At 37.8% G+C, this 23435-nt stretch carries 22 protein-coding genes and 3 pseudogenes; 10 read left to right on the top strand and 15 right to left on the bottom strand.

The features are described 5' to 3' along the window. Positions 1 to 397 precede the first annotated feature (397 nt). The 9 genes and pseudogenes from ACWYN3_RS02150 to ACWYN3_RS02110 all read right to left on the bottom strand — a co-directional run bounded on the left by ACWYN3_RS02150 (position 398) and on the right by ACWYN3_RS02110 (position 9157). Positions 398 to 925 carry a GH32 C-terminal domain-containing protein gene (locus ACWYN3_RS02150; protein WP_456219657.1) on the bottom strand — a complete coding sequence of 176 codons (528 nt, stop codon included), beginning with the start codon at positions 923 to 925 and terminating at the stop codon, positions 398 to 400. Further along, entirely contained in the window at positions 922 to 1389 is a 468-nt protein-coding gene (locus tag ACWYN3_RS02145; protein ID WP_456219656.1) for a glycoside hydrolase family 32 protein, read from the bottom strand. Before ACWYN3_RS02145 ends, ACWYN3_RS02150 begins: the two co-directional genes overlap by 4 nt. Continuing rightward, the gene (locus tag ACWYN3_RS02140; protein ID WP_456219655.1) at positions 1389 to 1928 is read right to left on the bottom strand and encodes a glycoside hydrolase family 32 protein; all 540 of its coding nucleotides are present in this window, start codon (positions 1926 to 1928) and stop codon (positions 1389 to 1391) included. Before ACWYN3_RS02140 ends, ACWYN3_RS02145 begins: the two co-directional genes overlap by 1 nt. Before the next feature lie 58 nt (positions 1929 to 1986). Beyond that, the gene (locus tag ACWYN3_RS02135) at positions 1987 to 3705 is read right to left on the bottom strand and encodes a RagB/SusD family nutrient uptake outer membrane protein (RefSeq protein WP_456219654.1); all 1719 of its coding nucleotides are present in this window, start codon (positions 3703 to 3705) and stop codon (positions 1987 to 1989) included. 11 nt (positions 3706 to 3716) lie between these two features. Beyond that, positions 3717 to 5231 (bottom strand): annotated as a pseudogene (locus tag ACWYN3_RS02130) (SusC/RagA family TonB-linked outer membrane protein); the annotation flags it as partial. Positions 5232 to 5248: 17 nt separating this feature from the next. After that, the gene (locus tag ACWYN3_RS02125) at positions 5249 to 6430 is read right to left on the bottom strand and encodes a TonB-dependent receptor plug domain-containing protein (protein ID WP_456219653.1); all 1182 of its coding nucleotides are present in this window, start codon (positions 6428 to 6430) and stop codon (positions 5249 to 5251) included. Beyond that, positions 6423 to 6827: a carboxypeptidase-like regulatory domain-containing protein gene (locus ACWYN3_RS02120; protein WP_456219652.1), complete on the bottom strand. Its 405-nt coding sequence runs from the start codon at positions 6825 to 6827 to the stop codon at positions 6423 to 6425. The genes ACWYN3_RS02125 and ACWYN3_RS02120 overlap by 8 nt, the downstream gene beginning before the upstream one ends. A 45-nt stretch (positions 6828 to 6872) precedes the next feature. Continuing rightward, a complete protein-coding gene (locus tag ACWYN3_RS02115; protein WP_456219651.1) occupies positions 6873 to 7808 on the bottom strand; it encodes a carbohydrate kinase family protein in 936 nt (311 codons plus the stop codon). An 11-nt stretch (positions 7809 to 7819) separates the two neighbouring features. Further along, entirely contained in the window at positions 7820 to 9157 is a 1338-nt protein-coding gene (locus ACWYN3_RS02110; protein WP_456219650.1) for a sugar porter family MFS transporter, read from the bottom strand. Between the two features lie 365 nt (positions 9158 to 9522). Here ACWYN3_RS02110 and ACWYN3_RS02105 point away from each other — a divergent pair. From ACWYN3_RS02105 to ACWYN3_RS02095, 3 genes and pseudogenes are all read left to right on the top strand, one after another. Further along, a pseudogene (locus ACWYN3_RS02105) lies at positions 9523 to 10445 on the top strand (substrate-binding domain-containing protein). After that, positions 10445 to 12025 (top strand): ATP-binding response regulator, encoded by a 1581-nt coding sequence (locus tag ACWYN3_RS02100; protein WP_456219649.1) that lies wholly within the window; start codon positions 10445 to 10447, stop codon positions 12023 to 12025. The pseudogene ACWYN3_RS02105 and the gene ACWYN3_RS02100 overlap by 1 nt, the downstream one beginning before the upstream one ends. After that, a complete protein-coding gene (locus tag ACWYN3_RS02095) occupies positions 11989 to 12279 on the top strand; it encodes a helix-turn-helix domain-containing protein (RefSeq protein ID WP_456219648.1) in 291 nt (96 codons plus the stop codon). Before ACWYN3_RS02100 ends, ACWYN3_RS02095 begins: the two co-directional genes overlap by 37 nt. Before the next feature lie 107 nt (positions 12280 to 12386). Here ACWYN3_RS02095 and ACWYN3_RS02090 read toward each other — a convergent pair whose 3' ends face one another. Continuing rightward, entirely contained in the window at positions 12387 to 12821 is a 435-nt protein-coding gene (locus tag ACWYN3_RS02090) for a winged helix-turn-helix transcriptional regulator (protein WP_456219647.1), read from the bottom strand. 371 nt (positions 12822 to 13192) lie between these two features. Between ACWYN3_RS02090 and ACWYN3_RS02085 the strand changes: the two genes are divergently transcribed. The 5 genes from ACWYN3_RS02085 (at position 13193) to ACWYN3_RS02065 (ending at position 16436) form a co-directional block, all read left to right on the top strand. Then, positions 13193 to 13969, top strand: a complete 777-nt coding sequence (locus ACWYN3_RS02085) for an aromatic alcohol reductase (protein WP_456222847.1) — start codon at positions 13193 to 13195, stop codon at positions 13967 to 13969. Beyond that, positions 13950 to 14120: a hypothetical protein gene (locus tag ACWYN3_RS02080; protein WP_456219646.1), complete on the top strand. Its 171-nt coding sequence runs from the start codon at positions 13950 to 13952 to the stop codon at positions 14118 to 14120. The genes ACWYN3_RS02085 and ACWYN3_RS02080 overlap by 20 nt, the downstream gene beginning before the upstream one ends. 288 nt (positions 14121 to 14408) lie before the next feature. Then, positions 14409 to 14807 carry a S41 family peptidase gene (locus ACWYN3_RS02075; protein WP_456222846.1) on the top strand — a complete coding sequence of 133 codons (399 nt, stop codon included), beginning with the start codon at positions 14409 to 14411 and terminating at the stop codon, positions 14805 to 14807. 490 nt (positions 14808 to 15297) lie between these two features. Further along, positions 15298 to 15735 (top strand): hypothetical protein, encoded by a 438-nt coding sequence (locus ACWYN3_RS02070; protein WP_456219645.1) that lies wholly within the window; start codon positions 15298 to 15300, stop codon positions 15733 to 15735. A gap of 56 nt (positions 15736 to 15791) precedes the next feature. Beyond that, the gene (locus ACWYN3_RS02065) at positions 15792 to 16436 is read left to right on the top strand and encodes a hypothetical protein (RefSeq protein WP_456219644.1); all 645 of its coding nucleotides are present in this window, start codon (positions 15792 to 15794) and stop codon (positions 16434 to 16436) included. 627 nt (positions 16437 to 17063) lie between these two features. Here the strand turns inward: ACWYN3_RS02065 and ACWYN3_RS02060 are convergent. Continuing rightward, a pseudogene (locus tag ACWYN3_RS02060) lies at positions 17064 to 18055 on the bottom strand (PDDEXK nuclease domain-containing protein). 339 nt (positions 18056 to 18394) lie between these two features. On the opposite strand from ACWYN3_RS02060, the gene ACWYN3_RS02055 reads away from it, so the two are divergent. After that, positions 18395 to 19471 (top strand): hypothetical protein, encoded by a 1077-nt coding sequence (locus ACWYN3_RS02055; RefSeq protein ID WP_456219643.1) that lies wholly within the window; start codon positions 18395 to 18397, stop codon positions 19469 to 19471. Further along, positions 19416 to 21041 carry an alpha-L-arabinofuranosidase C-terminal domain-containing protein gene (locus ACWYN3_RS02050; protein ID WP_456219642.1) on the top strand — a complete coding sequence of 542 codons (1626 nt, stop codon included), beginning with the start codon at positions 19416 to 19418 and terminating at the stop codon, positions 21039 to 21041. Before ACWYN3_RS02055 ends, ACWYN3_RS02050 begins: the two co-directional genes overlap by 56 nt. Positions 21042 to 21067: 26 nt before the next feature. On the opposite strand, the gene ACWYN3_RS02045 is transcribed toward ACWYN3_RS02050, so the two are convergent. From ACWYN3_RS02045 to ACWYN3_RS02030, 4 genes are all read right to left on the bottom strand, one after another. Beyond that, the gene (locus tag ACWYN3_RS02045) at positions 21068 to 21445 is read right to left on the bottom strand and encodes an alpha-L-fucosidase C-terminal domain-containing protein (protein WP_456219641.1); all 378 of its coding nucleotides are present in this window, start codon (positions 21443 to 21445) and stop codon (positions 21068 to 21070) included. Further along, positions 21343 to 22587 (bottom strand): alpha-L-fucosidase, encoded by a 1245-nt coding sequence (locus tag ACWYN3_RS02040; protein WP_456219640.1) that lies wholly within the window; start codon positions 22585 to 22587, stop codon positions 21343 to 21345. The genes ACWYN3_RS02045 and ACWYN3_RS02040 overlap by 103 nt, the downstream gene beginning before the upstream one ends. A 183-nt stretch (positions 22588 to 22770) precedes the next feature. Then, a complete protein-coding gene (locus ACWYN3_RS02035) occupies positions 22771 to 22908 on the bottom strand; it encodes a fibronectin type III-like domain-contianing protein (protein ID WP_456222845.1) in 138 nt (45 codons plus the stop codon). Next, the gene (locus ACWYN3_RS02030; RefSeq protein ID WP_456219639.1) at positions 22905 to 23423 is read right to left on the bottom strand and encodes a glycoside hydrolase family 3 C-terminal domain-containing protein; all 519 of its coding nucleotides are present in this window, start codon (positions 23421 to 23423) and stop codon (positions 22905 to 22907) included. Before ACWYN3_RS02030 ends, ACWYN3_RS02035 begins: the two co-directional genes overlap by 4 nt. Between the last annotated feature and the right edge of the window lie 12 nt (positions 23424 to 23435).

The following is a 23435-nucleotide window of genomic DNA, read 5'->3' as shown; positions in this document are numbered from 1 at the left end:
GAATCAGTGTTTTTAGTAGTTCTGCTTGAAATGTGCCAGGTTCGCTACTTTCCAGCCAGAAATTTACGCCTGGGATTTTTGATAAATTTAAATCCTTGAGAATGGACTGCACAGAAAATCTAACAATGCAATCGTGACTGCTCGTCTCCTTTTTTTAGCCATTTTTAGGGTAATTAAAAGGAATTAAGGGTAATTAGATGACATTAAGCGCAATACATTGCAAATCAATATTCTAAACGGAACAAGAAACAAATAGGGTACATGCATTTTAAAACTGTCATTGATGTGGAAAATTAAACTGAATTTTCCACATCAATGACAATTTTTATGGAAAGCAAATTCAAAGAGCTAAAATTAAGAGAATTAAATGCATCCCCTCCTCTTCGAATTATTGTTTTCATAACTTCTCTCCTGTCCAGATACTTTTCAAAGGTGTGTATTTCACCTCTTTCAATAAACTGCCATTTTCAGCTTTAAAACGAATAATATCCATAGGCTTATGCGGAAAAAACACATCTGTCATTACGGTTAACCCTTCATCAGTAAAGAGCTCGGCAGAAGCTACATCAATAAATAATGAAATATCCATTTTTTTACCCCTTGCAATTCTAGGTGCGTAATGAATCTTTGAGAAATTCTCATCGAAAGAAACCATTCCGGATTTTGACCTGTCAATAAAATAACTATTTTTCTTTTCATCATAACCAACCAGCAATTTATCTCCATGATCATTCTCTACAGAAATTGTAAAAGACTTTAGCTCATCACTTTTGATTTCCAGCTTAAAAGGACTATGCAGTTTGATACCATTCATCAAATCATTATCTCCTTTTATAGCTACATTGGTTTTAACGACAGGCTTCAAAGCAATCTTTTCCAGCTCTTTAACAGGCATTGAAGCCAATAGAATTTCATTATTATTCATTTCTGCAATTTCAATTCACGGGGAAGCGTAGTTGCTCCTCTCCAGGTAGATGTAGGCACTTTATTAGCATACAACCAATTGTTCATCCATCCAATAAACACTTTCCTCTCCCCTGTATTTGACCAAGTAATACCTGCATAATCATCGGCACCATAGTCTATCCACCTTGCTTGAGTGTTAACTGGTGTAAAATCCTTACCGTTAAAATCACCTATAAAATACTGGCCTCCTGAACCACCATTTGGTGCGCCAGGATTAATATTCACAATCAGCACCCAATAGGTTTTCCCATTCAGTTTCAAAGGAAATAAATCTGGACATTCCCATACTCCGCCATGTGCACCTGTATGTTCACCAAACTCACTTTCCTTGCTCCAATTCTTTAAATCCGGAGAAGAATAAAATGTGACCCTGTCTTTGGTAGCAAGGGTCATGATCCATTTTTTACCGGCCTCATACCACATTACTTTAGGATCACGAAAATCCGTGATCCCGGGATATGCAATACTGGATTACCCTCATATTTCGACCAGCTCTTTCCTTCATCCAGGCTGTACGCTAAACTCTGATTTTGAAAATCTTTTCGCTTTTCCCGCTCCCCATCTACATTGTGGTGTGTAAAAATCGCTACTAAGGGTATTTTACCATCTTTCCCGAATCCTGAAGTATTGTGGTAATCTACCACCGCACTACCAGAAAAAATATAGCCTAAGTTGTCTGGGTATAAAGCAACAGGAAGACGCTTCCAATGTACCAGGTCGATACTTGTGGCGTGGGCCCAGTGCATAGGGCCCCATTCATTCCCTCCCGGATAATATTGATAAAAAAGATGATATTTCCCGTTATAATAAACCATTCCGTTCGGATCATTCATCCAATGTGCTTCTGGAGAAAAATGAATTTGAGGACGGTATTTTTCTGTATTTAGTCGTTCTGTCTGCCCTTTTACTTCATGATCAATGATCATACATAACAACAGTAGTCCAATTATTTTCTTTTTCATGAGTGTAAATTTGTTTTTAATGGTTTGATCATTTATAAATCTTTAGTCATCATTAAAACTACCAGCCCGCATTTTGTTTATATAATCCTTTGCTAAAATTAATCTGGTTCAAAGGAATGGGTAAATATTCGTCCCGGTTCTTTTGAAAAAAAGCATCCTGAAGATGGGGTTTTCTTGTTTTTTCAATTGTAAAATAGTTATTCATATAATCTGCTGCAATACCCCAGCGAACCAGGTCAAAGAAACGGTATCCTTCCATTGCAAATTCCAGACGACGTTCAAATCTTAATGCCTGACGGGCAAAGTCGGTAGACCACATACAGTTAATACCGGGTTTATAAATATCAATTTTATAATTTGATGTGGTACTCCCATTGGCTTGTTTTAATAATGATTCACTGCTTACAGCACGCTGACGGATCTGATTAATTAAAGGTAAAGCTTCCATTGACCTACCTAATTCAATCAGGGCTTCAGCTTTAAATAACAGCACATCGGCATAACGGATAATAGCCCAGTTTTTCCCGCTTGACATAAAAGGTGGAAACTTTTTAAAGGCAGGATCATCAGGTAAAACTGTTTCTTTCATACTCAGGTGCGGACCATAAATCTGTGGTGCCCGTGCCCAGGAAGTTTGAAAGATAAATGCTGGTCTGTATTTATAAGGATGCCCAGGAATTGCGACGGTGTGATCCATTCGGGGATCAAAAGAATTGGTTTGATAATCGGCAGCAGGCTCTACATCATTGCTATTGAAGGTGGTTATCATTGGCAAACCCGTATTATCCGTTTTAAATGCATTGATCAGGTTATTACTTGGTACATGGAAACCGCAGCAACCGTATTCCTGGTTCATTGGATAATTCAGTTCGTGACCAAAATCTGCCCGCCCTTGTGGCGTACCATCATTTATAGAATATTGTATAGCAAACACAGACTCTTTACTATTTTCAAACTGTGATAAAAAGTTATTCGCAAAATCTGCACTTAATGCGTACGATCCGGAGTTGATGACTTCATCACACAAACTATTCACCTGAATCAGTTTGGGCTGATCAATGCCACCTACGTTATTACTCCCATCCTGAGTATAAGCATGGTATAATAAGGTTTTAGCTAAATAAGCTTTTGCAGCAAATTTATTAGCTCTTCCAATCTCAGGTTGCAGAGGTGGCAAGTTGGCTGCCGCAAAACTGAAGTCATCTTCAATTTTTGTCCATAAAGCATCGTCTGTTAAAGCACGATTAGAAATGGTTGAATAGTTCTCTTTAGCTATAGTTTCATCGATATAGGGCACATACTTAAATAATATTTTTAAAAGAAAATAAAAATGTCCTCTTAGAAACCTTAATTCTCCCTGCCTGATTGTTTTATTTGGAAAGTCGGCAGTTGATATTGCATTTACCCGGGCCAGGGCATCATTAGCCCTTCCAATTGCTAAATAAAGACGAAACCAAAGGGCATCTGTAGGTCCATAATCCACACGGTTCAATGAAAAAGTTTCATAACCATGGAATTCATTGATATCTCCCGGACCATCTCCTCCTTTATAAGCATCACCACTCCTGATACTGCCATAAGGCCACATACTGCTATAAGGAGTCATATATTCATCATTTCCTAATGCTGAATAAGCTGCGATAACCATTTTATCAACATTGGCAGGGGTGTTCAGGTCGCTACTGGCTGCTGTACCCTGTGGGATAGTGTCCAATGATTTTTTGCAGGACAATAAGCAAACACCTATTAATGCTGCTATATATATTTTATGATTCATGTCTGTACTAATTAAAATGAAAAATTAATTCCCATTGTGCCTATTACTGGAATAGGATAAACATTCGAAGGATTTTCCGGATCAGTTGCCGTATACGATTTACTTTTAACAGTAAATAAGTTACTGGCTTGCAGGTAGATCCTTGCGGTTTTAATATTCAAATGCTTGAGTGCATTTTTAAGATTATAGCCAAGCTGGATATTTCTTAATTTCAGATAAGACCCATTCTCAATAAAATAGGTGGAAACCCGGCCTTCGTTATTCCGGTCAACAGTTGTTAATGCCGGAATGGTTGAGTTTGGATTTTGTGGCGTCCAGGCACCTAAGGTCCTGGTTCCCCAGTTTGCGCCTGGAGCTATAGATGAAAAATCGGTTAACCCCTTGTAGGTGTTATATACCTGTCCACCCTGAACACCCTGGAAAAAGAAAACCAAATCAAATTGCTTATAACTGATAGTTGTGTTTAGTCCATAAGTAAAGTCTGGGTCTGTCGAGCCCAAAAACCGCTGATCCTTACTGTCAATAATTCCATCTCCATTCAGGTCTTTATACCTGAGTCTGCCCAACCCTTTTCCTGGTTGTGCTGGTGAGTTATCAACCTGATTCTGAGAAGTAAATAAACCATCAGCAACATAACCGTACATAGAATTAACAGGTTTGCCAAGAATAGTCTGATCAGTTCCATTGCCTGGATAAGATGCGATAGCGATAGCGTCTGGAGGCAGACTGGTAATTTTACTCCGGTATGCCGCTATATTACCTGTCAGGGAAAAGGAAAGATCTTGTGATACCTTGCCACTATAATTTAATAAAAACTCATAGCCTGTATTACGTACCGATGCAGCATTGATTGTACGATTGCCTGACTCACCTAAAACCCCAAGATAAGCTGGTGTGAGCAGGATATCTTTTGTATTTTTAATAAAGTAGTCAGCAGATCCTGTTATGGTATTATTAAATAAACCAAAGTCCAGACCAAAATTAGATTGAGAAGTAGTTTCCCATTTTAAGTTATCATTACCTTGCTGTATTTGTGTAAAACCAGAAGGCAGCTGGCCAGTACCTGCACCACCTATATCGTATGCAGAACCGGTTTCATAACCGAAAATATGATTTACACCGTAAATAGCAGAGTAAAGCGTGTACGGAGCATAATAAGGGCTAGCCTGATTTCCAGTTTGACCATAAGAGTACCTTAATTTCAGATCGGATATTGCTTTAATATTATCCTTTATAAACCCTTCTTCACTTAAACGCCAGCCTAAAGAAATTGCAGGAAATACGCCATATCTTTGGTTAGCTCCAAACCTGGAAGAACCATCTCTTCTTATGGTAACTGAGGCCAGGTATTTATCGTCGTAAGAATAATTAGCTTTTCCAAAAAAAGAGAGCAATCCATATGTCGCTCCTGACCCACCATTATCTATATTTGTTGATCCTGAACTTAAATAGGCATAGTTAATATTCTCCAGGCCTACCCCTTGTCTTGTTCCGTAAAAACTCTGGTTAATATACCTGACCTCTTCCTGACCGGCTAATAAATCTAATTTACTTTTACCTTTTTTTTTTTATAAGTTAATGTATTGGTAAATATCCAGTTGCCTTCGTAATTAGAATTCTGATTGACAAGATTTGTTGGATCTGACAAGAAACCTGAAACGTATGATTTCCTTAAAGTACGTGAATAGTTCCCATTGTAATCGGCAGAAAGACTGGTTCTGAAGTTTAATCCTTTGATAATATTTACTTCAGCATATACATTACCTAAAATCCGTGCAAAGTTGTTCTTATTTTGTTTGTTATCTTCTATCAGCCTGACCGGGTTCTGCCTGTCGGCCATTCCGGGTGCGGGCCCACCCCATCCTATACCATCAACGTTATGAATAGGTACCACCGGTTCTTCAATCTGAGCTAAAGAAGTCACATCACCAGTAGGAATCAATACATCCTTCATATAGGTACCAGTAAAGGTTTCCCCTATCTTCAGCCGGTTCTTGAAGAAGTTGTATTCCGAATTAAAGCGGGCGGTCATCTTTTGATTATGCGTTTCTTTAATCACCCCTTTGTTATCATAATAACTTACAGAGAACAATGAATTACCTTTCTCATTTCCATTAGCTACAGAAAGGTTGTAAGACTGAATGACTGAAGTCTGAGCTATCTCATTAAACCAATTTGTATTGGCCGGTTTCATGGTCTTGGCCGCATCAAGGTATTCTGGCAAAATCAAGTTGTTAAGTACCGGATTATTGAAATCCTTGTTCCAGTTGTATTGGTAGGTTTGATTGGTATTTGGATCAAGTTTATCATTTACTGCCGCCCGCCAGTAGGCTTCACCGCGTTGCTGTGCATTTAATGTATTCAACTTGGAGGTGTAAAATTGAAGTGAAACGGATGCATCAAAATTGATACTGCTAAACCCGGCTTTTGCTTTTTTTGTAGTCACGATGATTACACCAGCAGCTGCACGGGAACCATAGATGGAGGCTGAAGCTGCATCTTTTAAGATCTGTATGGATTCAATATCACTTTGATTAATCTCCTGCAGACCTCTTTGTGTCTGGACACCATCAATGATATACAACGGGTCATTACCCGGTAACCCTGCTAACGGAAGGGTTGTATTTCCACGTACTCTCACAGCTGCACCTCCACCTGGTGAACCATCTGAGGTAATAAATAGCCCAGGAACCCTTCCTTGAAGTGCTTTTATCGGGTTACCCAACTGGAATATCTTTGATCTCTGCTACATTCACCACTGCGACTGCGCCAGTAATGTCTTTTTTGCGTTCTTTCTGATATCCTGTAACCACAACTTCATTAAGATTTGTCGCAGTGATATCGAGCTGTACATTTACCTCATTATCTTTTCCTATGGGTATGGTAACAGTTTGTGCCCCCATATAGATAAATTTAATAATTTGACCGCTCTTACCCTGAATGACAAATTTGCCTTTCGCATTTGTGACCACAGTTTGATCGGTTCCTGCTATATTAACAGTGACCCCATCCAATGGATTAGTAGTTTTATCTGTTACAATACCAGAAATGGTGCGGGACTGCGCAAGCCCCTGCAATGTCGCTGCCAATAAAAGGCAGCAAAATAGTAGTATTCGTTTCATACATTTTGGTTATTTGGTTGTGTTTAAATTTTAATTGACTAGTCTTCAGACCAGCTGACCGTCATTCATACCCATTTTTCTTTTCCAGATAAACCTGTCCAGATCAAATTTGGAATACTGCGGACAAGCCCCGGTTTGAGAGGTAATAAATGCTCCCATAGCCACTGCATAATCTAAAGTATCTTCTACGTGCTCGTTTGTTAATTTCATAGCTAAAAAAGCTGCAAGGAAAGAGTCCCCGCTTCCTACTGTATCTGCAACATTTACAGGATATGCCGGATAGTCATAACTATAGGACCTGGTATGGTAAGTGGCTCCCTGACTCCCTTTGGTAATTAGAATTTCCTTGATTTCAAAACGTTCAAAAAGCAGCTCCACACAATCAGTTTCTGTTAGACACCTGTGATCATACCATTGCGCAATCAGATTCAATTCATTGGCGTTAACCTTAACCAGATCGCAATGCTGCAAAAGTTCAGTAACCAGCTCAGGAGTATAATGAGGCTCCCTTATATTGATGTCAAATACGCGATACTGAGCATAATCCAGCATTTTTAATAAGGTTTCTCTTGAATGCAGGTTCCGTGAACCCAGGCTACTACCAAAAATCAAGGCAGCTGCGCTACTCAGTAATGCTTGATATGCTGGTTCCCAGTTAATATAATCCCAGGCTACCGGGTAAACTATCTCATAAGCAACTTCATGGTTCTCACCAATTCTGGCTAATACCTCACTGGTTGGATATGTTTTATTTCCCTGAATATGAACCGTAGACAGCCCTATTGCTTTTAAAAAACCCAGTAGTTCTTCTCCAGCAGTATCTTTTCCTATACTACTAATCAAATGGGTGTTAATCCCCAGTTTATGCAGGTGATAAGCAACATTCATTGGTGCACCTCCTGGCCTTTTGCCAGAGGGCAATACATCCCACAGGATTTCACCAAAACATATAATTGTTTGTGTAGAACAAGTATTTTTCATGTCCGATTTTTTTAATGCATGATTAAATTAGATCCTATTTGCTCTAAAGATTCTCCTTTTGTCTCCGGCATCAGACGCCATACAAAAATCAATTGCAAGACCATCATACTGGCAAAAAAGAAGAAAGTAGTGGCCCCTCCAAATGTCTCAGCCAGATACGGAAAACAAAAAGCAATTATAGCTGCCATTATCCAGTGCGTAGAACTACCAAGTGTCTGTCCTTTAGCACGAAGCTGGTTCGGAAATATTTCTGAGATAAATACCCAGATGACCGCCCCTTGAGAAAAAGCGAAAAAAGCTATGAATAACATCATGTAAGCAGGAATGGCAAAACCGCTCATATTTCCAGAATAGAAAGTAAAGCCGACCATAAATAATGAAACGATTAACCCAACCGACCCAATTAGCATGAGTACCCTTCTACCAACCTTGTCTATAAAGTTGATTGCAATCAGCGTAAATATAAAATTGATCAACCCGATCCCTACTGTAGACAATAAGGATGAATGTGCACCCAAACCCGCCATTTCAAAGATTCTCGGTGCATAATAGATAATGGCATTAATTCCGGAAACCTGGTTAAAGAAAGCAAATAACATAGCCAGAATCACTGGTCTTCTTTTATATTTCGCAGAAAACAGCTTTTCTTTTTGCCCCCCTGAACCTGAAAGATCCTGACCTGATTTTTGAATGGCAAGCAACTCTTCTTCACAGTTCAAAGGGTTAATGATCCTTAAAATTTCTAATGCTTTTTCCATTGCTCCCCTTTTAAGGATCAGCCATCTTGGACTCTCAGGAATAAACCTGATCAAGACCAGGAAAATAAATGAAGGGAAGGCCTGTACCCCTAGCATCCAGCGCCATGAGGCTTCACCTCCCTGGCTAATCAGGTAATTGGATAAATAGGAAATCAGAATACCCAGAACTACATTAAACTGGAACAAGCCTACTAAACGACCGCGTCTATTAGCTGGCGAGACCTCAGAAATGTAAATTGGTGCGGTTACGGAAGAAATCCCAACACCCAGTCCACCTAACAACCGGAAAATTAAAAACACATACCAGTTATCGGCAAAAGCAGTACCCAGAGAGGAAAGCAAGTAAGCGATGGCTACAAAGTACAGTGTGTTTTTACGACCAAAGCGATCAGAAGGACGCGAACCAACTAAAGATCCAATCACAGTACCAATTAAAGCGATAGAAATAGTGAGGCCATGTTCAAAAACCGAAAGATGCCAGAACTGTTGGATAGATTTTTCGGCACCGGAGATTACTGCGGTATCGAATCCAAATAAAAAGCCACCAAGGGCAACGACCATGGACCAGACCATTACAGAATGTTTTTTCATACAGGGGTTTATATATTGGTTAAGGGTTGCAAAGTAGGGCTATAGGCCCCCGATCAACACCATTATTGTTTCAAATGCATTAAATTTTGAACAAAATGTCAAAGCGCTTTAAATCAGTAGTTTATTTTTATTTGAAAAATAAAAACAGCCTAAACTTTCAATTTTAAAACATAAACATTACAATTTTGATACACGGATCTGTTTCTGATCAAGGAATTTGCCTAAGGCATTTTAAGGACTTTTTTATTTTTTTTTCATATCTTTAAAGATAGTACCCGTACGGCAAAAAAAACTAATCTTTACCAAATAGCCAATCTTTGATACCAAACATATTTATTGAGATCAAAAGGTTAGCCCACCTGTATATGTCTTTTTCCTCTTATCTCAAGTTTATCTTATTATTCCTGTTCAGCAGTATTATACTGGGTTGCAGTGAAAAAAAACAAGATCCTGCATACATAATTGGCTTTTCACAATGTGTGGGTTCTGATCTATGGCGTAAAACTATGCTCGAAGAGATGAAAATGGAATTATCATTGCATCCAGGGGCAAAATTGATCTATACTGATGCCAACAATAACAGTAAAAAACAAATTGCTCAGGTTAAGCAAATGCTGGAACAAGGCGTTGATATGCTTATTATCTCGCCCAATGAAGCAAACCCGCTCACTCCCATTGTAGACCAAATCTATAATAAAGGTATACCGGTAATTGTTATTGATCGTAAAATCTCTTCTGGTTCTTATACAGCATATGTTGGCGCAGACAACTATCAAATCGGTAAATGGCTGGCGAATACGCTGGGACGATGCTCAAGGGTAAAGGTAATCTCTTAGAAATCATGGGGCTTCCCGGCTCTTCTCCTACGATTGAAAGACAGAAAGGTTTCATGGATGGATTAAAAAAACATCCCGACTTACAAGTCAAAACCGAAATTTACGGCGACTGGCTGAAGGAAAATGCAAAGAAACAGTTACTAAAAGTTGGCGCAGTTTTAACTCATACTGATGTTATTTTTGCACATAATGATATGATGGGATCCGGAGCAAGGGAGGTCTTAAACCAGCTAAAATCAACCCGCTCTATCAAAATTATAGGTATAGACGCATTACCTGGTACTGGCGGGGGCCTTGAAATGGTAGCCAACCAGGTTCTTGATGCCAGTGTACTTTACCCTACTGGCGGTAAAGAAGCCATTCAGACTGCCTTTAAGATCTTGAATAAAGAAGCCTTTTCGAAGGAGAACATCCTGCAATCTTTGGTAATTGACGCTACTATGTGCAGTTGATGAAATTACAATGGAATAAGATCAGCAGTCAGCAAAAAGACATTGAACGGCAGCAAAATTTACTGGAAGAACAAAAGTCTTTGTTTAATAACCAGCAAACTGTATTAAACGTTACAGTCATCACACTTGTACTGGCCGTGGTATTTGGTGGCCTTGCTTTTTACTTTTTACTGGAAAACCGCAAGAGCAATAAGAACCTGGAAGCAAATAACCAGGAAATATTAAAACAACGTAACCAGCTGATTGAAATGTCGGCCAAAGCTGAAATTGCAACTGAGGCCAAGCTCAATTTCTTTACTAATATGTCACACGAATTCCGGACGCCATTGACTCTTATTCTTTCTCCCCTTGAAGATCTGCTGCAAAATGAGAAATTAAAAGTAACGGCCGGAAAGAATCTGAAACTGATTCATAAAAATGTATTCAGATTGCTGAGATTAATTAACCAATTGATTGAATATCGAAAGATTGAGCATGATAAAATGAAGATCAAATCATCTCCGAATAACCTGATAGAGTTTATTACGGATATTATGGAAAGTTTTCAGCACAATGCTAAAAAACGCAATATAGACCTACGTCTGATCACTAAAGAACAGAACTTAATCATCTGGTTTGATGCGAATATGCTGGATAAAGTAATTTTCAATCTGCTGTCAAACGCATTAAAATTTACCAGTACAAATGGGATGATTCATATTTCCATAAGAAAAGAGGATAAAAATGTGTATGTAGACGTAAAAGACAATGGAAGTGGAATGACTGCTGAAGAAGAGGATCATGTATTTGAGCGTTTCTATCAATCCGGGATCAATGCAGCAAAAGGTTCAGGACTAGGATTATCCCTTTCCAAAGAATTAATGCACCTGCACCATGGAGATATTGAGGTACACAGCCAAAAATGGCAGGGCACTACTTTTTCTTTAAAACTTTTTACCGGCGAAGCGCACTTTACTGAACTGGAGAAAAAGAAAGAGGCTCTGGATAAAGAAGAGCTTTATGAACAGGCCAGGATCTATACAACGGATCTTGATGAACCGGTAGAAATACAGACAAAAGATTCTTTCAGTCCATTTAAAGATCAATCGATACTCATCATTGAAGATAATACTGATCTGCTGAATTACCTGAGCCATAAATTTAGTGAACGATACGAGGTATTTACTGCAAATAACGGCAGCAGTGGTATAACATCTGCCTATGAACAAGTTCCGGATCTGATCATCTCTGATGTGATTTTACCAGGAATGCCAGGTACTGAATTAACTAACAAACTTAAATCGGATGTCAGAACTTCTCATATTCCAATCATTTTATTGACGGCTAAAAGTAGTTTAGAACAACAAATTCAGGGAATAGAAAGTATGGCAGATGCTTATGTTGTCAAGCCTTTTAATTTTGATTATCTACTGGCTTGTGTGAACAACCTGCTCAAAAACCGGGTGCTGTTAAAGGCACATTACACCAGTGACATCAGCTCTTCTGCTAAACTTCTATTTCTAAAACACTTGATAAGAAGTTTATCAATGACTTTTCTGGTATTGTGGAACAGAATCTTGGAAATGAGAATTTCAGTGTAGATGATCTTGCCAGGGCTATTGGTGTATCCAGAGTGCAACTTTATCGAAAAGTAAAGGCTTTACTGGACTGCAACATTACTGATTACATTTTAAATCGCAGGTTAAAGAAGGCTCAATATCTTTTAATTAATGAGAATTATTCCATTTCAGAGATCACCTATATGGTTGGATTTTCTACTCCAAACTACTTCTCAACAGTGTTTAAAGCAAAATATGGATGTAAACCAAGCGATTACAAGAAGAACAGGGCATAATATATCATTTGATGATGGCCCCATACGAAAAGATAATGGCCTGACATTGAATCTTTACTTTTACATCCTGAAATACCTTGTTGATGACTTACCTTGTAATTAGCCGCTTAGCGAAATATGTTATGGTTCAACAGGAGTAGTATGTGTATAATTTGCTCGGAATCTTTAAATTGAACAATGTTATTGGCAATCCATAACCAAAGTGGGGTTACCTGTTCCAATAAACCAATACCGAGATTGGTTAATGCATATTCAACTCTTGGAGGTACTTCAGGATAAACACTTCTGGATACTAACCCATCCCGCTCCAATTCACGGAGACATTTAGTTAACATTTTCTGACTGATACCATTGATGTGGTTTTGTAATGCAGAGAATCTCATACGCCCATCGATACCCAAGGCATGTATGATAAATAATGACCATTTATTTCCAACATGGTTTAATATGTCACTTTTCAGATTATCATGATCTTTGTTTAAAACCTTACAGATATCGTCCCAGGCTTTTACAAGCTTCTCATCGGTAACAAGTTTTTCCATGTCTTTATTTTTATAATGTATCTGACATCCAGCCCTATCTATCTCAAATCAACAAGTCATATTAACGGAAATCAATCTGTAGATTGTGGGCACAAAAAATCTAAGCGACAGTCCATTACCCAATTTCATCATAATATAGCTGGTCAATAAAAAATTGATAAGTATTTGTAATGTAAAATAAAAATTCCTGTGAAAATTTAATAAACTTATAATCAATAAACTAACCTGCAGGTAACTTACAAACCAAAAGGTGCCTTATCTTTCCTGAGATATAGCTATTCTAAATTTGTCCAAACAAAAACGCCGTTAGTGCAACTAATTATACAAAGAACGTCATTTTGGAAAATATATTTAATGGATATGGAAAATAAATCAATCCTAATTTTAGGAGCTGGAGAACTGGGCATGCCCGTAATCCGCAATATAGCGCAAGAGTCAAAAAAAAACGTAATAATGTCAAAGTCACCGTATTGCTTCGTGATACAACAATCGAATCCGACGATGAAGAAAAAAAAAAAAGAAATGTAGATGAAATCAGGTCACTCGGAGCATCTTTACTCGCCGCTGATCTCTCCGCCCCATCTTCAGATTTGATATCTATTTTCAAAAACTTTGATGTTGTCATTTCATGTACTGGATATGGTAGTGGAGCAGGCGGATTTCAATTAAAACTTGCCACTGCAGTACTTGATGCTGGAGTAAAGCGTTACTTCCCATGGCAATTTGGTGTAGACTTTGAGGTTATTGGTCGTGGTAGTGCACAAGACTTATTCGATGAACAGCTCGACGTACGTAAGCTTCTCAGATCACAGAACAATACAGAATGGGTCATTATTTCAACAGGTATGTTTACCAGCTATCTCTTCGAAAAATCGTTTGGCTTGGTAGATTTTGATAAAAAAAAAACCGTAAATGCATTGGGTAGTCCAGATACTACCGTAACCGTTACCACACCAGAGGACATCGGCAATCTGACTGCAGCAATCTTTTTTGCAGAACCACAAATAAAAAATACTATAGTTTATATCAGTGGGGATACCATTACTTATGGACAATTTGCTGATGTAATAGATTCATTATCGGGAGAGAAATTTGAGCGTACGGTCTCTGATGTTGACGAGTTGAAAAATGATTTATTTAAAAAATGACCCGACAAATTTTGTAAAAAAATACAGATCTATTTTTGGAGATGGCCGTGGTGTATCCTGGGAGCTTCAGAAAACTTTCAACTTTCAAAATTCGATTGAAACTACGTCTGCAAAACAATGGGCGGAAAATAATATTGAATGGAATAAATAATTCCACTTAATGGGCAACAGAGATGTCTTAGGTACTGTGGTTATATAACTAGTGTTTTTGAATATGACTCATACAGTACCTATGGCTTTTCTCATTTCTTCAAAAGCTTTTCTTCCATCATACGGGTAGCACGAGTAAATATCATAGTTTCAGAAAGACCTTGCGATTCTAGTTCTGATTCAAAAACCACCTTCGTATTATTTCTATCAAAAGAAAATATCCCTTCAAAAGTATCCTGGCTATTTGAATATGAAAAGAGTGAGCCAAAAATATGAAGAACGTTAGGAAATAAAGGATTATGTCGCATATTTAAATACCAAGGTCTCCTATATACAAAACATATCGCCTACAACTCTTTATCTACGTGTTCCTGATTTTAATCTTTCACAAAGAAAAAAGATTGACAGCATACTACAAGCCAATGACGCTTTGATTACTTCTACACCCAATCTTATAATTGATATTAGAAATAATGGCGGTGGCGCAGATGCTTCTTATAAAAAAATCATCCCCTACCCGAGTAATGTCGCCATCATGATCAATGAAAATAATGCAAGCACTGCCGAACAATTTTTACTAGAAGCCAAACAGAGTAAAAAGGTAAAACTATTTGGTGCTATACTTTTGGTGCTTTGGATATCTCTAATATGGCATTTGTTATGTCTCCCTGTAAAGAATTTGAATTAGGATATTCCCTATCCAAAAGTTTTAGAATTTCAGATTTCATGATAGATAACGTTGGATTACAACCAGATTATTATATTGACAAAAGTATCCCACAATACAAATGGATTAATTTTGTACAACAAATTTTGGAGAACCATTAAAAAAAAACCATTATAATCAGTCCTAACTCTTTTTAATCATTACTCATATTTAAGCGCATGAGCGGAGGTATTCAATTTAGCCGTAATTTAATCGTTTTGGTTAGAAAATTTATTTAGATCAGACTTCAAAACATAGCTAAACTTGCCGTCTCGATGTTTAGGGATATTATTACGTTTCGGCAGATCTCACAACGCTCGCTCAGAAAAATTGAGCGCCTCTTGAGCCTCCGATATGGAATAACAGAGCTTCGGATGTGGATTCTTTTCATTTACAAGACATTAAGAAATGTATCCTAAAAGATATATTTTATTTTACTGTTTAATTATATCTTTATTAAAAAAAAAACCAAATGAAGAAAACCAAACTACTCTTTCTATCCTTATTTATTGCAAATTTCGGTTACGCACAAAACACACTATTAGATAGTTTAATCCAAAAAAACTATACTACTTTTCAAAAAGACAAGAATAATTCTTTTACAGGTAAAGGCTGGACGACCTTACAGGAGCAAATGACCAACAGCAATTCTGTTGTAGTTGGTGAATATCATTTTCGAAATGAAATTCCTTACTTTATGAACGCCACCATCAACAGCATTAAGTTTGACAACTATTTCCAGGAAGTGGATCCGTATCTCGTAAAAATATTAGAAGAAAAAATCAATACCTTATCACCTCCAGCACTAAAGCAATTCATCGCTGACTATGGTCACAATTCGAATTTTTCATTTTTAAGTCAGGAGGTAGAATTTGATTTTTTTTTTTCAACACCCTTAAGCACCATATAAAACCTTACGGAATTGAGCAAATCAGTATATTCTCGGATCGGGTCATCATTTCTGAATTGAATAAACACTCCAAAAATGCTAAAGCAAAAGAGATTTATAAGCAAATGATGGATGATTCCAAGGCTTTTGACCGAAAAAAAGACACCGAATTCTATTTATTGACGGAAGATTTTTTAACAAAACTAAACACATTGGCTGCCCTAAATTTATCAGCAGCTAATGAAAAAGAGCAGCTGGAAGCACTAAAATCAAGCAGGGAATTATATTTAAATCGAAAACACAGATTAAGGGTTCAATTATTAAAGCACTTAGTGCTTCAAAAACTACCTGAATGGGAAAACAAAAAGAATCTTTTCAAATTTGGTGCGGGCCATACCCCTAAAGGCGAGAGCTTATTGCAAGTATATGATATCGGCAACCTGATTTCCAATATTGAAGATGGACATTACAGAAAATCATTACACCTGATGATCATGGGAAAAGATGAAGGTAAGACATTGGCAGATTTAGAGCAATATAAACCATTTTTAACAGTCATAAAAGATGACCAGTGGTATAGTTACGATTTAAGACCTTTACAGGAAGCCATTTATAAAAAGAAATTAAAAATAGACGATACAGGGCTGGAAAGAATTATCAAAGGCAATGACTATTTAATCTACGTTCCTAACCTCACTGAGATGAAAAACTTCGGAGAATAAGTCCATGGAAAATCTACAAACGGCTATTTTTCAAATAGCCGGCTTTTTTAATAGCTATCAATTTTTCTGATGGTAACGTAGAATAATGGGCCATTTTTCAAGATTCTTAAGATTGATTTATAGTACAATCTAAACTAGGCTTATCAACAGCCATATACATTCAAAAACTGATTGATGAAATTATCCCAAAACAAAAAACAAACCGTCTTTTTACTGGTTTGGCAATTTTAATGATTTTGTTATCGAAGTAATAATTCTTTTTGACTCTATTGTTAGATTATCAAAGGAAAATATCAATAAATAAAAAAGCAGCTTAATTATATTTAAACTGCTTTTTATTGGATTTTAGCTTCCTTTACTTAGACACTTTACTTTCCGATACAACAAACACAAACAGCTGTAATTCAACGCATTAAAAAAACAACAAAGAAACAAATAAGAAACAGACATTTGTCATGTAAAAGACTACGCTTGTTGTGGAAAACTCGTTTCTATTTTTGCTAAAAATAGAAGCGAGTTTTTATGGAGAGAAAATCAATCCGATGAAATATTGACTATCATTAATGCAAAAAAGCTAATTCATTTTTTATAATTCGGACAAAATGCACTGATCCCAAAAATCCAGACCTATCTTTCTATGTCATTATCAAGGTCAAATCTTATTCTATCTTGTTCTATTAATTCTTTCAGCTCATCTTCATTCGGCAGGTATAAACGATACTTACTTGCAAATAATTTTTCATTTTCTGCTAGAATGGAATATTTAACAATTGTTTCATCTTTCTCTGTGCAAAGTATCATGCCAATGGTTGGATTGTCATCCTCACCTTTCTTCAAATCATTATACATCCTGACATACATATCCATCTGTCCAATTGCACCATGAGTTAGTTCATCAGTTTTCAGATCAATCAGCACAAAGCACTTCAAGTAATAGTTGTAAAAAACCAAATCAATAAAAAAGTCAGAAGTATCAGTAACAATATGTTGTTGTCTTGCTACAAAAGCAAACCCCTTTCCAATTCCATTAAAAATTGCTGTAGGTGATTAATCAATGCTGTTTCTATTTTATTTTCTGATGTCTTTACATCTATAGGCAAGCCCAAAAATTCAAATATATAAGGATCTTTTATTAATTGTTCAGCTCTAGGAGCTTCTTGCCTACTCGTATCTAATACCCGACCAATATACTGTGATGCAATATTGCGTTGTAAGGTACGTGTATTCCAACCTGCTTCAACTGCATACATCACATATTGATTTCTCAGAGTTTCTGTTTCTAAACGACTTATAATTCTATAATGCGTCCAACTTAATTCGTGACGCACTGCGTCACGTTTTGGAAAGGCTAAATAAAACTGTCGAATATTTCTTAAGTTACTTTCATCAAAACCTTTTCCAAATTCCAGTGTAAGCAGTTGAGCCAAGTTTTTTAATACAGCTTTTCCATATGCAGCCTTAGCATTACCATCCTGCTCATCTTCAACAATAAGATGTCCAATTTGCCAGTACATTTTTCTAAAAATGGCATTGCTACTCTGATATGCCTTTTGCTTTGCATGAGTTACAATTTCAGTAATTTGCTTAAAAAGAGTACTCGGTTTTTCTATTTCACCCATGCTGAAGTAATTTCATCTAGTCAAAATTACAGAGAATAACTTTAATAAACCACACAGATAACTGCCCCTATTTTTTCTAATTTTCAGCGGTCTGTTTTTTTTTTTTAGGGAGGTCAAAGTCACGAATTTTCGCATCTTATACAGTTCGATTTTCAGGAAGGGTTACAGTTGTGCATTAAATTTAGGTGGTGAAATATATTTGCATGCAGACGCTATCTTGAGGCGCCTGGTTTCTAAGAAGTGTAGTTGGAAATAGGATTGGATCAAACTCTATCATAATTAATCGTTATTATGACGTTTATTTATTAGTTTAGTTTCACCAAATTACTTGAACCAAATATGACTTATCTTTTTTTTTTTCGGGAAGTGAGTGAGAATGAAGTTGGAAAATCCAAATATCTTCTTCGCCAACTTTTCCTATTCTACATATTTTTTCTTTGTTTAAATGCCGTAACCTTTGCAAGTTCAGTACCACTAAACGAACCAGATTCGGTTTATCTTTTTACTTATAATACCAATGGACTTCGCTTTGCCTGGAGTACTGATCAAAAAAACTGGACGCCCATTGGAGCTGAACATGTCTACTTAAAGTCTGATTATGGGAGATGGGGGTCAGAAAAAAAGATGAATTCGCCATATCTGATTCGCGGTAAAGATGGAGTATGGGTTTGCGTTTGGCAGATCAATACCTATACCCTTCAATTTGCTTCGGCAACTTCAAAGAACCTCATTAACTGGAGCCCGCAAAGTTATCCTTATCTCTCGTTAGGGAAAAATGTATTGCGTCCCGTTATTACCTACAACACACAAAAAGAAAGTTATAAAATTACTTATGTAGATGCAGATGGCAAATACTACGTGACAGAAACTAAGGATTTTAAATTCTATACCCCAGTAGCTGAAGTAAGCGCCACAGCCTACCAAAACCACACAATAAGTGCAGATATTGAACAAAAAACGGAAGGCCAGGTTCACCGTGTACCTTGGTCTGTAGTGGCCGAACTTAAAAAAGCCCATCAGCTTATCCAATATAAAAATACACTCAATAACGAAACTACTAAGGACGATGCAGAGCGTTTTGCAGATTTAAAGCCATTGGAGATAAAATTGTCAGCTCAAATGGCACTTGCAAAGCCGATTAGTAAGCTGCTAACCGGAGTCTTCTTTGAAGATATTAACTATGCCGCAGACGGTGGACTTTACGCTGAACTGATTCAAAACCGTGATTTTGAATATCATCCAAGTGATAAGAGCTATGACGATAAAAACTGGAACAGTAAATATGCGTGGTCACTAAAAGGCGATAAAGCAACGTTTACAGTCGATTCTCTAAACGGCATCCACCTAAATAATCCTCATTATGCCCTACTTAAAGTTAATGAACCAGGGGCGTCTTTATTTCAATGCAGGGTTTGACGGGATCACCGCTAAAAAAAAAGGCGAAACTTATCATTTTTCAACTTTTGCAAAAGCTTTCGAGGGCAAAAACATTTCGCTAACGGTGAATTTAGTAAGCACTAAACAAGGTGTGTTGGCACAGAAAAAGTTATCTATTTCTTCGGGATCATGGAAAGTCCTTAAAACCTCGTTGATCTCATCGTCCAATGCCAAAGATGTGTCGCTTGAAATTACCGTAAATAGTGTGTGTAGTTTGGGGCTTGACATGATTTCCTTATTTCCGGAAAAAACCTATAAGGACCGTAAAAATGGACTTCGGGCTGATTTGGCTACTACAATTGCGAACATCAAACCTAAGTTTGTCCGTTTTCCAGGAGGCTGTTTGGCGCATGGCGATGGTATTGCCAATATTTATAAGTGGAAAAACTCAATTGGACCATTAGAATCACGTAAACCAGACCGCAATTTGTGGGGCTATCACCAAACTATGGGCTTAGGATATTTCGAATATTTTCAGTTCTGTGAGGATATTGGCGCCGAGCCAGTGCCTGTAATTGCAGCCGGTGTGCCCTGTCAGAATTCGGGAACCGAAGGTGGTGGCCAACAAGGTGGAATCCCGATGTCTGACATGCCGCAGTATATTCAGGATATCATCGATCTGGTAGAATATGCCAATGGTGCTATAAATACCAAATGGGGCAAAAAGCGGGCAGAAGCAGGTCACCCAAAACCTTTTGCCTTAAAATATATAGGAATTGGCAATGAAGACCAAATTACCGAAGTTTTTAAAGAGCGATTTACCATGATCTATAAAGCCCTACAAAAAGCCCATCCAGAAATTACGGTGATTGGCTCGGCAGGACCATTTTTTGAAGGTACAGATTATGAAGAAGGTTGGAAGATCGGATCGGATTTAAAAGTGCCAATACTAGATGAACATTATTATCAGTCGCCCGGTTGGTTCATCAATAATCAGGATTTTTATGATCAATATGATCGAGCGGAGCAAATCCAGGTTTATTTGGGCGAGTATGCGGCAAGTTTGCCTGGTGGTAATAGAACGAACTGGGAGACATCACTTTCGGAGGCCCTATATATAACTTCCTTGGAGCGCAACGGCGATGTAGTAAGCATGGCTTCCTACGCACCTCTTATTGCAAAGGAAGGTCATACGCAATGGAATCCGGATCTTATCTACTTCAATAATGACGAAGTTAAACCGACGCCCGGCTATTATGTGCAGAAGATCTATGGTCAGAACGCTGGAGATCAATACATTCCTGCAGATCTGATTTTAACAGATCAGTCAGAAAAAGTACGCAAACGGATTGCTTATTCCATTGTGAAAGACAGCGAAACAAATAGCATTATTATAAAAATGGTGAACCTGTTACCTGTTTCTGTGAATACAACCATTGATTTAGGTGAAGTTAAAATTGATGGTATAGTAGCAACAAAAACAACATTGGTTGGCAAACCCACCGATAAAACCGTGACCCAAACAATCGATCTCACCACCTTAAAAAAGGGGAGCAAAATAAACCTGCCAGCGTATTCATTTACTATGGTTCGATTTGTGGGTAATTGAGGGGGATAAGATCAAGTGTTAGACTGTTATTTTTTAAATTCTATTTTAAACCCAGTTACCGACCAGTCCGGATAATTTACAGGCTTCTTTATCACAAGAGAACCGTCGTCCTGTGTCCAGTTTAGTTTTTCCTTACTACCCAGAAGCGTAACCGAGCTAATCGGTTTATCTAAGTATTTAGACTTACGCCCTAATAATTCCATCTTTATATCTCCCTGGGGAACGTTTAAGCAGAATGCAAAAAGATCACGGCCCTTAGTGGTGTAACGGATATCTGTAGACTCATATCCTCGGGTATCTGTTAATCCTCCAAAATCGCCTTTTTTCTGGTTTGATTTAATGGTAGAGGGCCCCTCGCCATAAACTTTCCATGGCCTTGTAGCGTAAATCCCTTCGCCGTACAATTTAGTCCATTCTCTATTATTTCCGTTACTATTTTGATCACATCGGGTTCCAGGTCACCTTCCGGGGTCTGTACAACATTGATCAGCAGGTTGCCGTTTTTACTCACCACATCTATTAAAAGCTGGGCAATTTCGTTTGCACTTTTGTATTTTTGCCCTGTTCTATAATACCAGTCTCCTATTGATGTATCTGTCTGCCATGGAAAAGGACTGATTGAATCCAGTACGCCACGTTCTACGTCCTGCGCCCACTTGCCACCGGAAGGTTCTTTAGGAGTGTAAACGGCTTCCAGTTTACCTTTGTTTTTAATTAAATCCTGATTGTAATAATGTGCAACCATTTTACGGCCATAATCTTCAAAAGGAAGTTTACTGTCTGAGTAAAGCAGGTCGGGATGATAGTTATCGATGAGTTCGGTCACATTCTCTAACCATTGCTTATGCCATGCCGGATTGTTGGTAAGCCATTCCTTTATATTGCTTGAATCGGCAGGCAGATGATACAGATCTGAATATTGTGGATCATGGCCATCGTACGGAACATTGGCAAACTGTCCGGTTTTATCTGACCCATGACTGGGCTGGAACCAATTGAAACTGGCAGCCAAGTGCTCAGAAACGCCGAAACGGAGACCTTCTTTTTTTGCTGCTTTCTGCCATAAGCCGACAACATCCTTATGTGGCCCCATATTTACCGAGTTCCATTTATGGATCTTAGAATTCCACAAAAAGAACATATCATGATGCGAGCCCATGCTTACAAAATATTTGGCACCTGCTTTCTTATAAAGGGCCATCAACTGTTCAGGGTTCCATTTTTCTGCTTTCCACAGCGGAATAATATCCTTATACCCAAATTTGGATGGCGCTCCATAATTGGCTACATGATATTTATTCTGGTCACTACCCTGTATATACATACTCCTGGCATACCAATCACCCTGCCTTGGAACTGCCTGAGGCCCCCAATGTGACCAAATACCAAATTTGGCATCACGGAACCAATCCGGATATCTATACTGCTTTAAAGATTCATCGGTGGGACTAAATTTCACCAATTCAGGGTGACCAGTTTTTTGTTGTGCCTGTACACCTACCGAAATGCAAAAGGCCATAATGCTTACGAATATTTTTTTCTTCATTTTATGTGATATATTGTAAATAATATATTCTTCTTCATTGATAACTATTTAATTCCTTTATTGCGGTTAAATGGAAGCGTGGTGTTATCTCAACAGCCTCTTCCCGTGAAATACCCAGAGATGAGCTAGGCAGCACTGCTAAATCTATATCTTTGACCGTCAATTTTCAATTTCCTTGTAATGCTATTCAACCTTTATTTTCAGTTTTTGGGAAATATGACCTGATGAATTTCCAAGTTGCAGTATAAAGTCTCCTGCCTCAACATTCCAATCCTTTTTCTGCTCATCATAAAAAGCAAAATCTGCAATCTTTACGTTCAGTTCAAGAATTTTGGTTTCTCCAGGTTGAAGGAATACCTTTTCAAATGCTTTAAGTTAAGTTCTTTAACCGGGCGCATTACAGTAGATACAGGATCATGCACATACAATTGGGCCACTTCGGCCCCATAGCGCAGACCTGTATTCTTCACTGTAAATTTGACCCTGATGAGATCGTCCTTACTATAAGTCGATCTATCAGTAGAAAGCGGCCCTAAAGCAAAGCTAGTATAGGAAAGCCCAAATCCAAACGCGTATTGAGGCGTTATTTTTTTAGTATCAAACCAGCGATACCCTACGAGTATATCTTCCTTGTAATATTGGTTAACACTATCTCCAGGATAGGATATTTTGCCGTAGAAATGTGCAGCATTATCTTCCAATTTCTTGGGAAAAGAGAACGGAAGTTTACCTGATGGATTCACGTCACCCGAAATGACATCGGCCAATGCATTCCCGGCTTCAGAGCCGAGATACCAACCCTGCACAATCCCAGGCACTTTATTTATCCAAGGCATGGACACCGCATT

It is taken from the genome of Pedobacter sp. NJ-S-72, from assembly GCF_053890575.1.
This window is presented reverse-complemented; position numbering and strand designations above follow the sequence as displayed.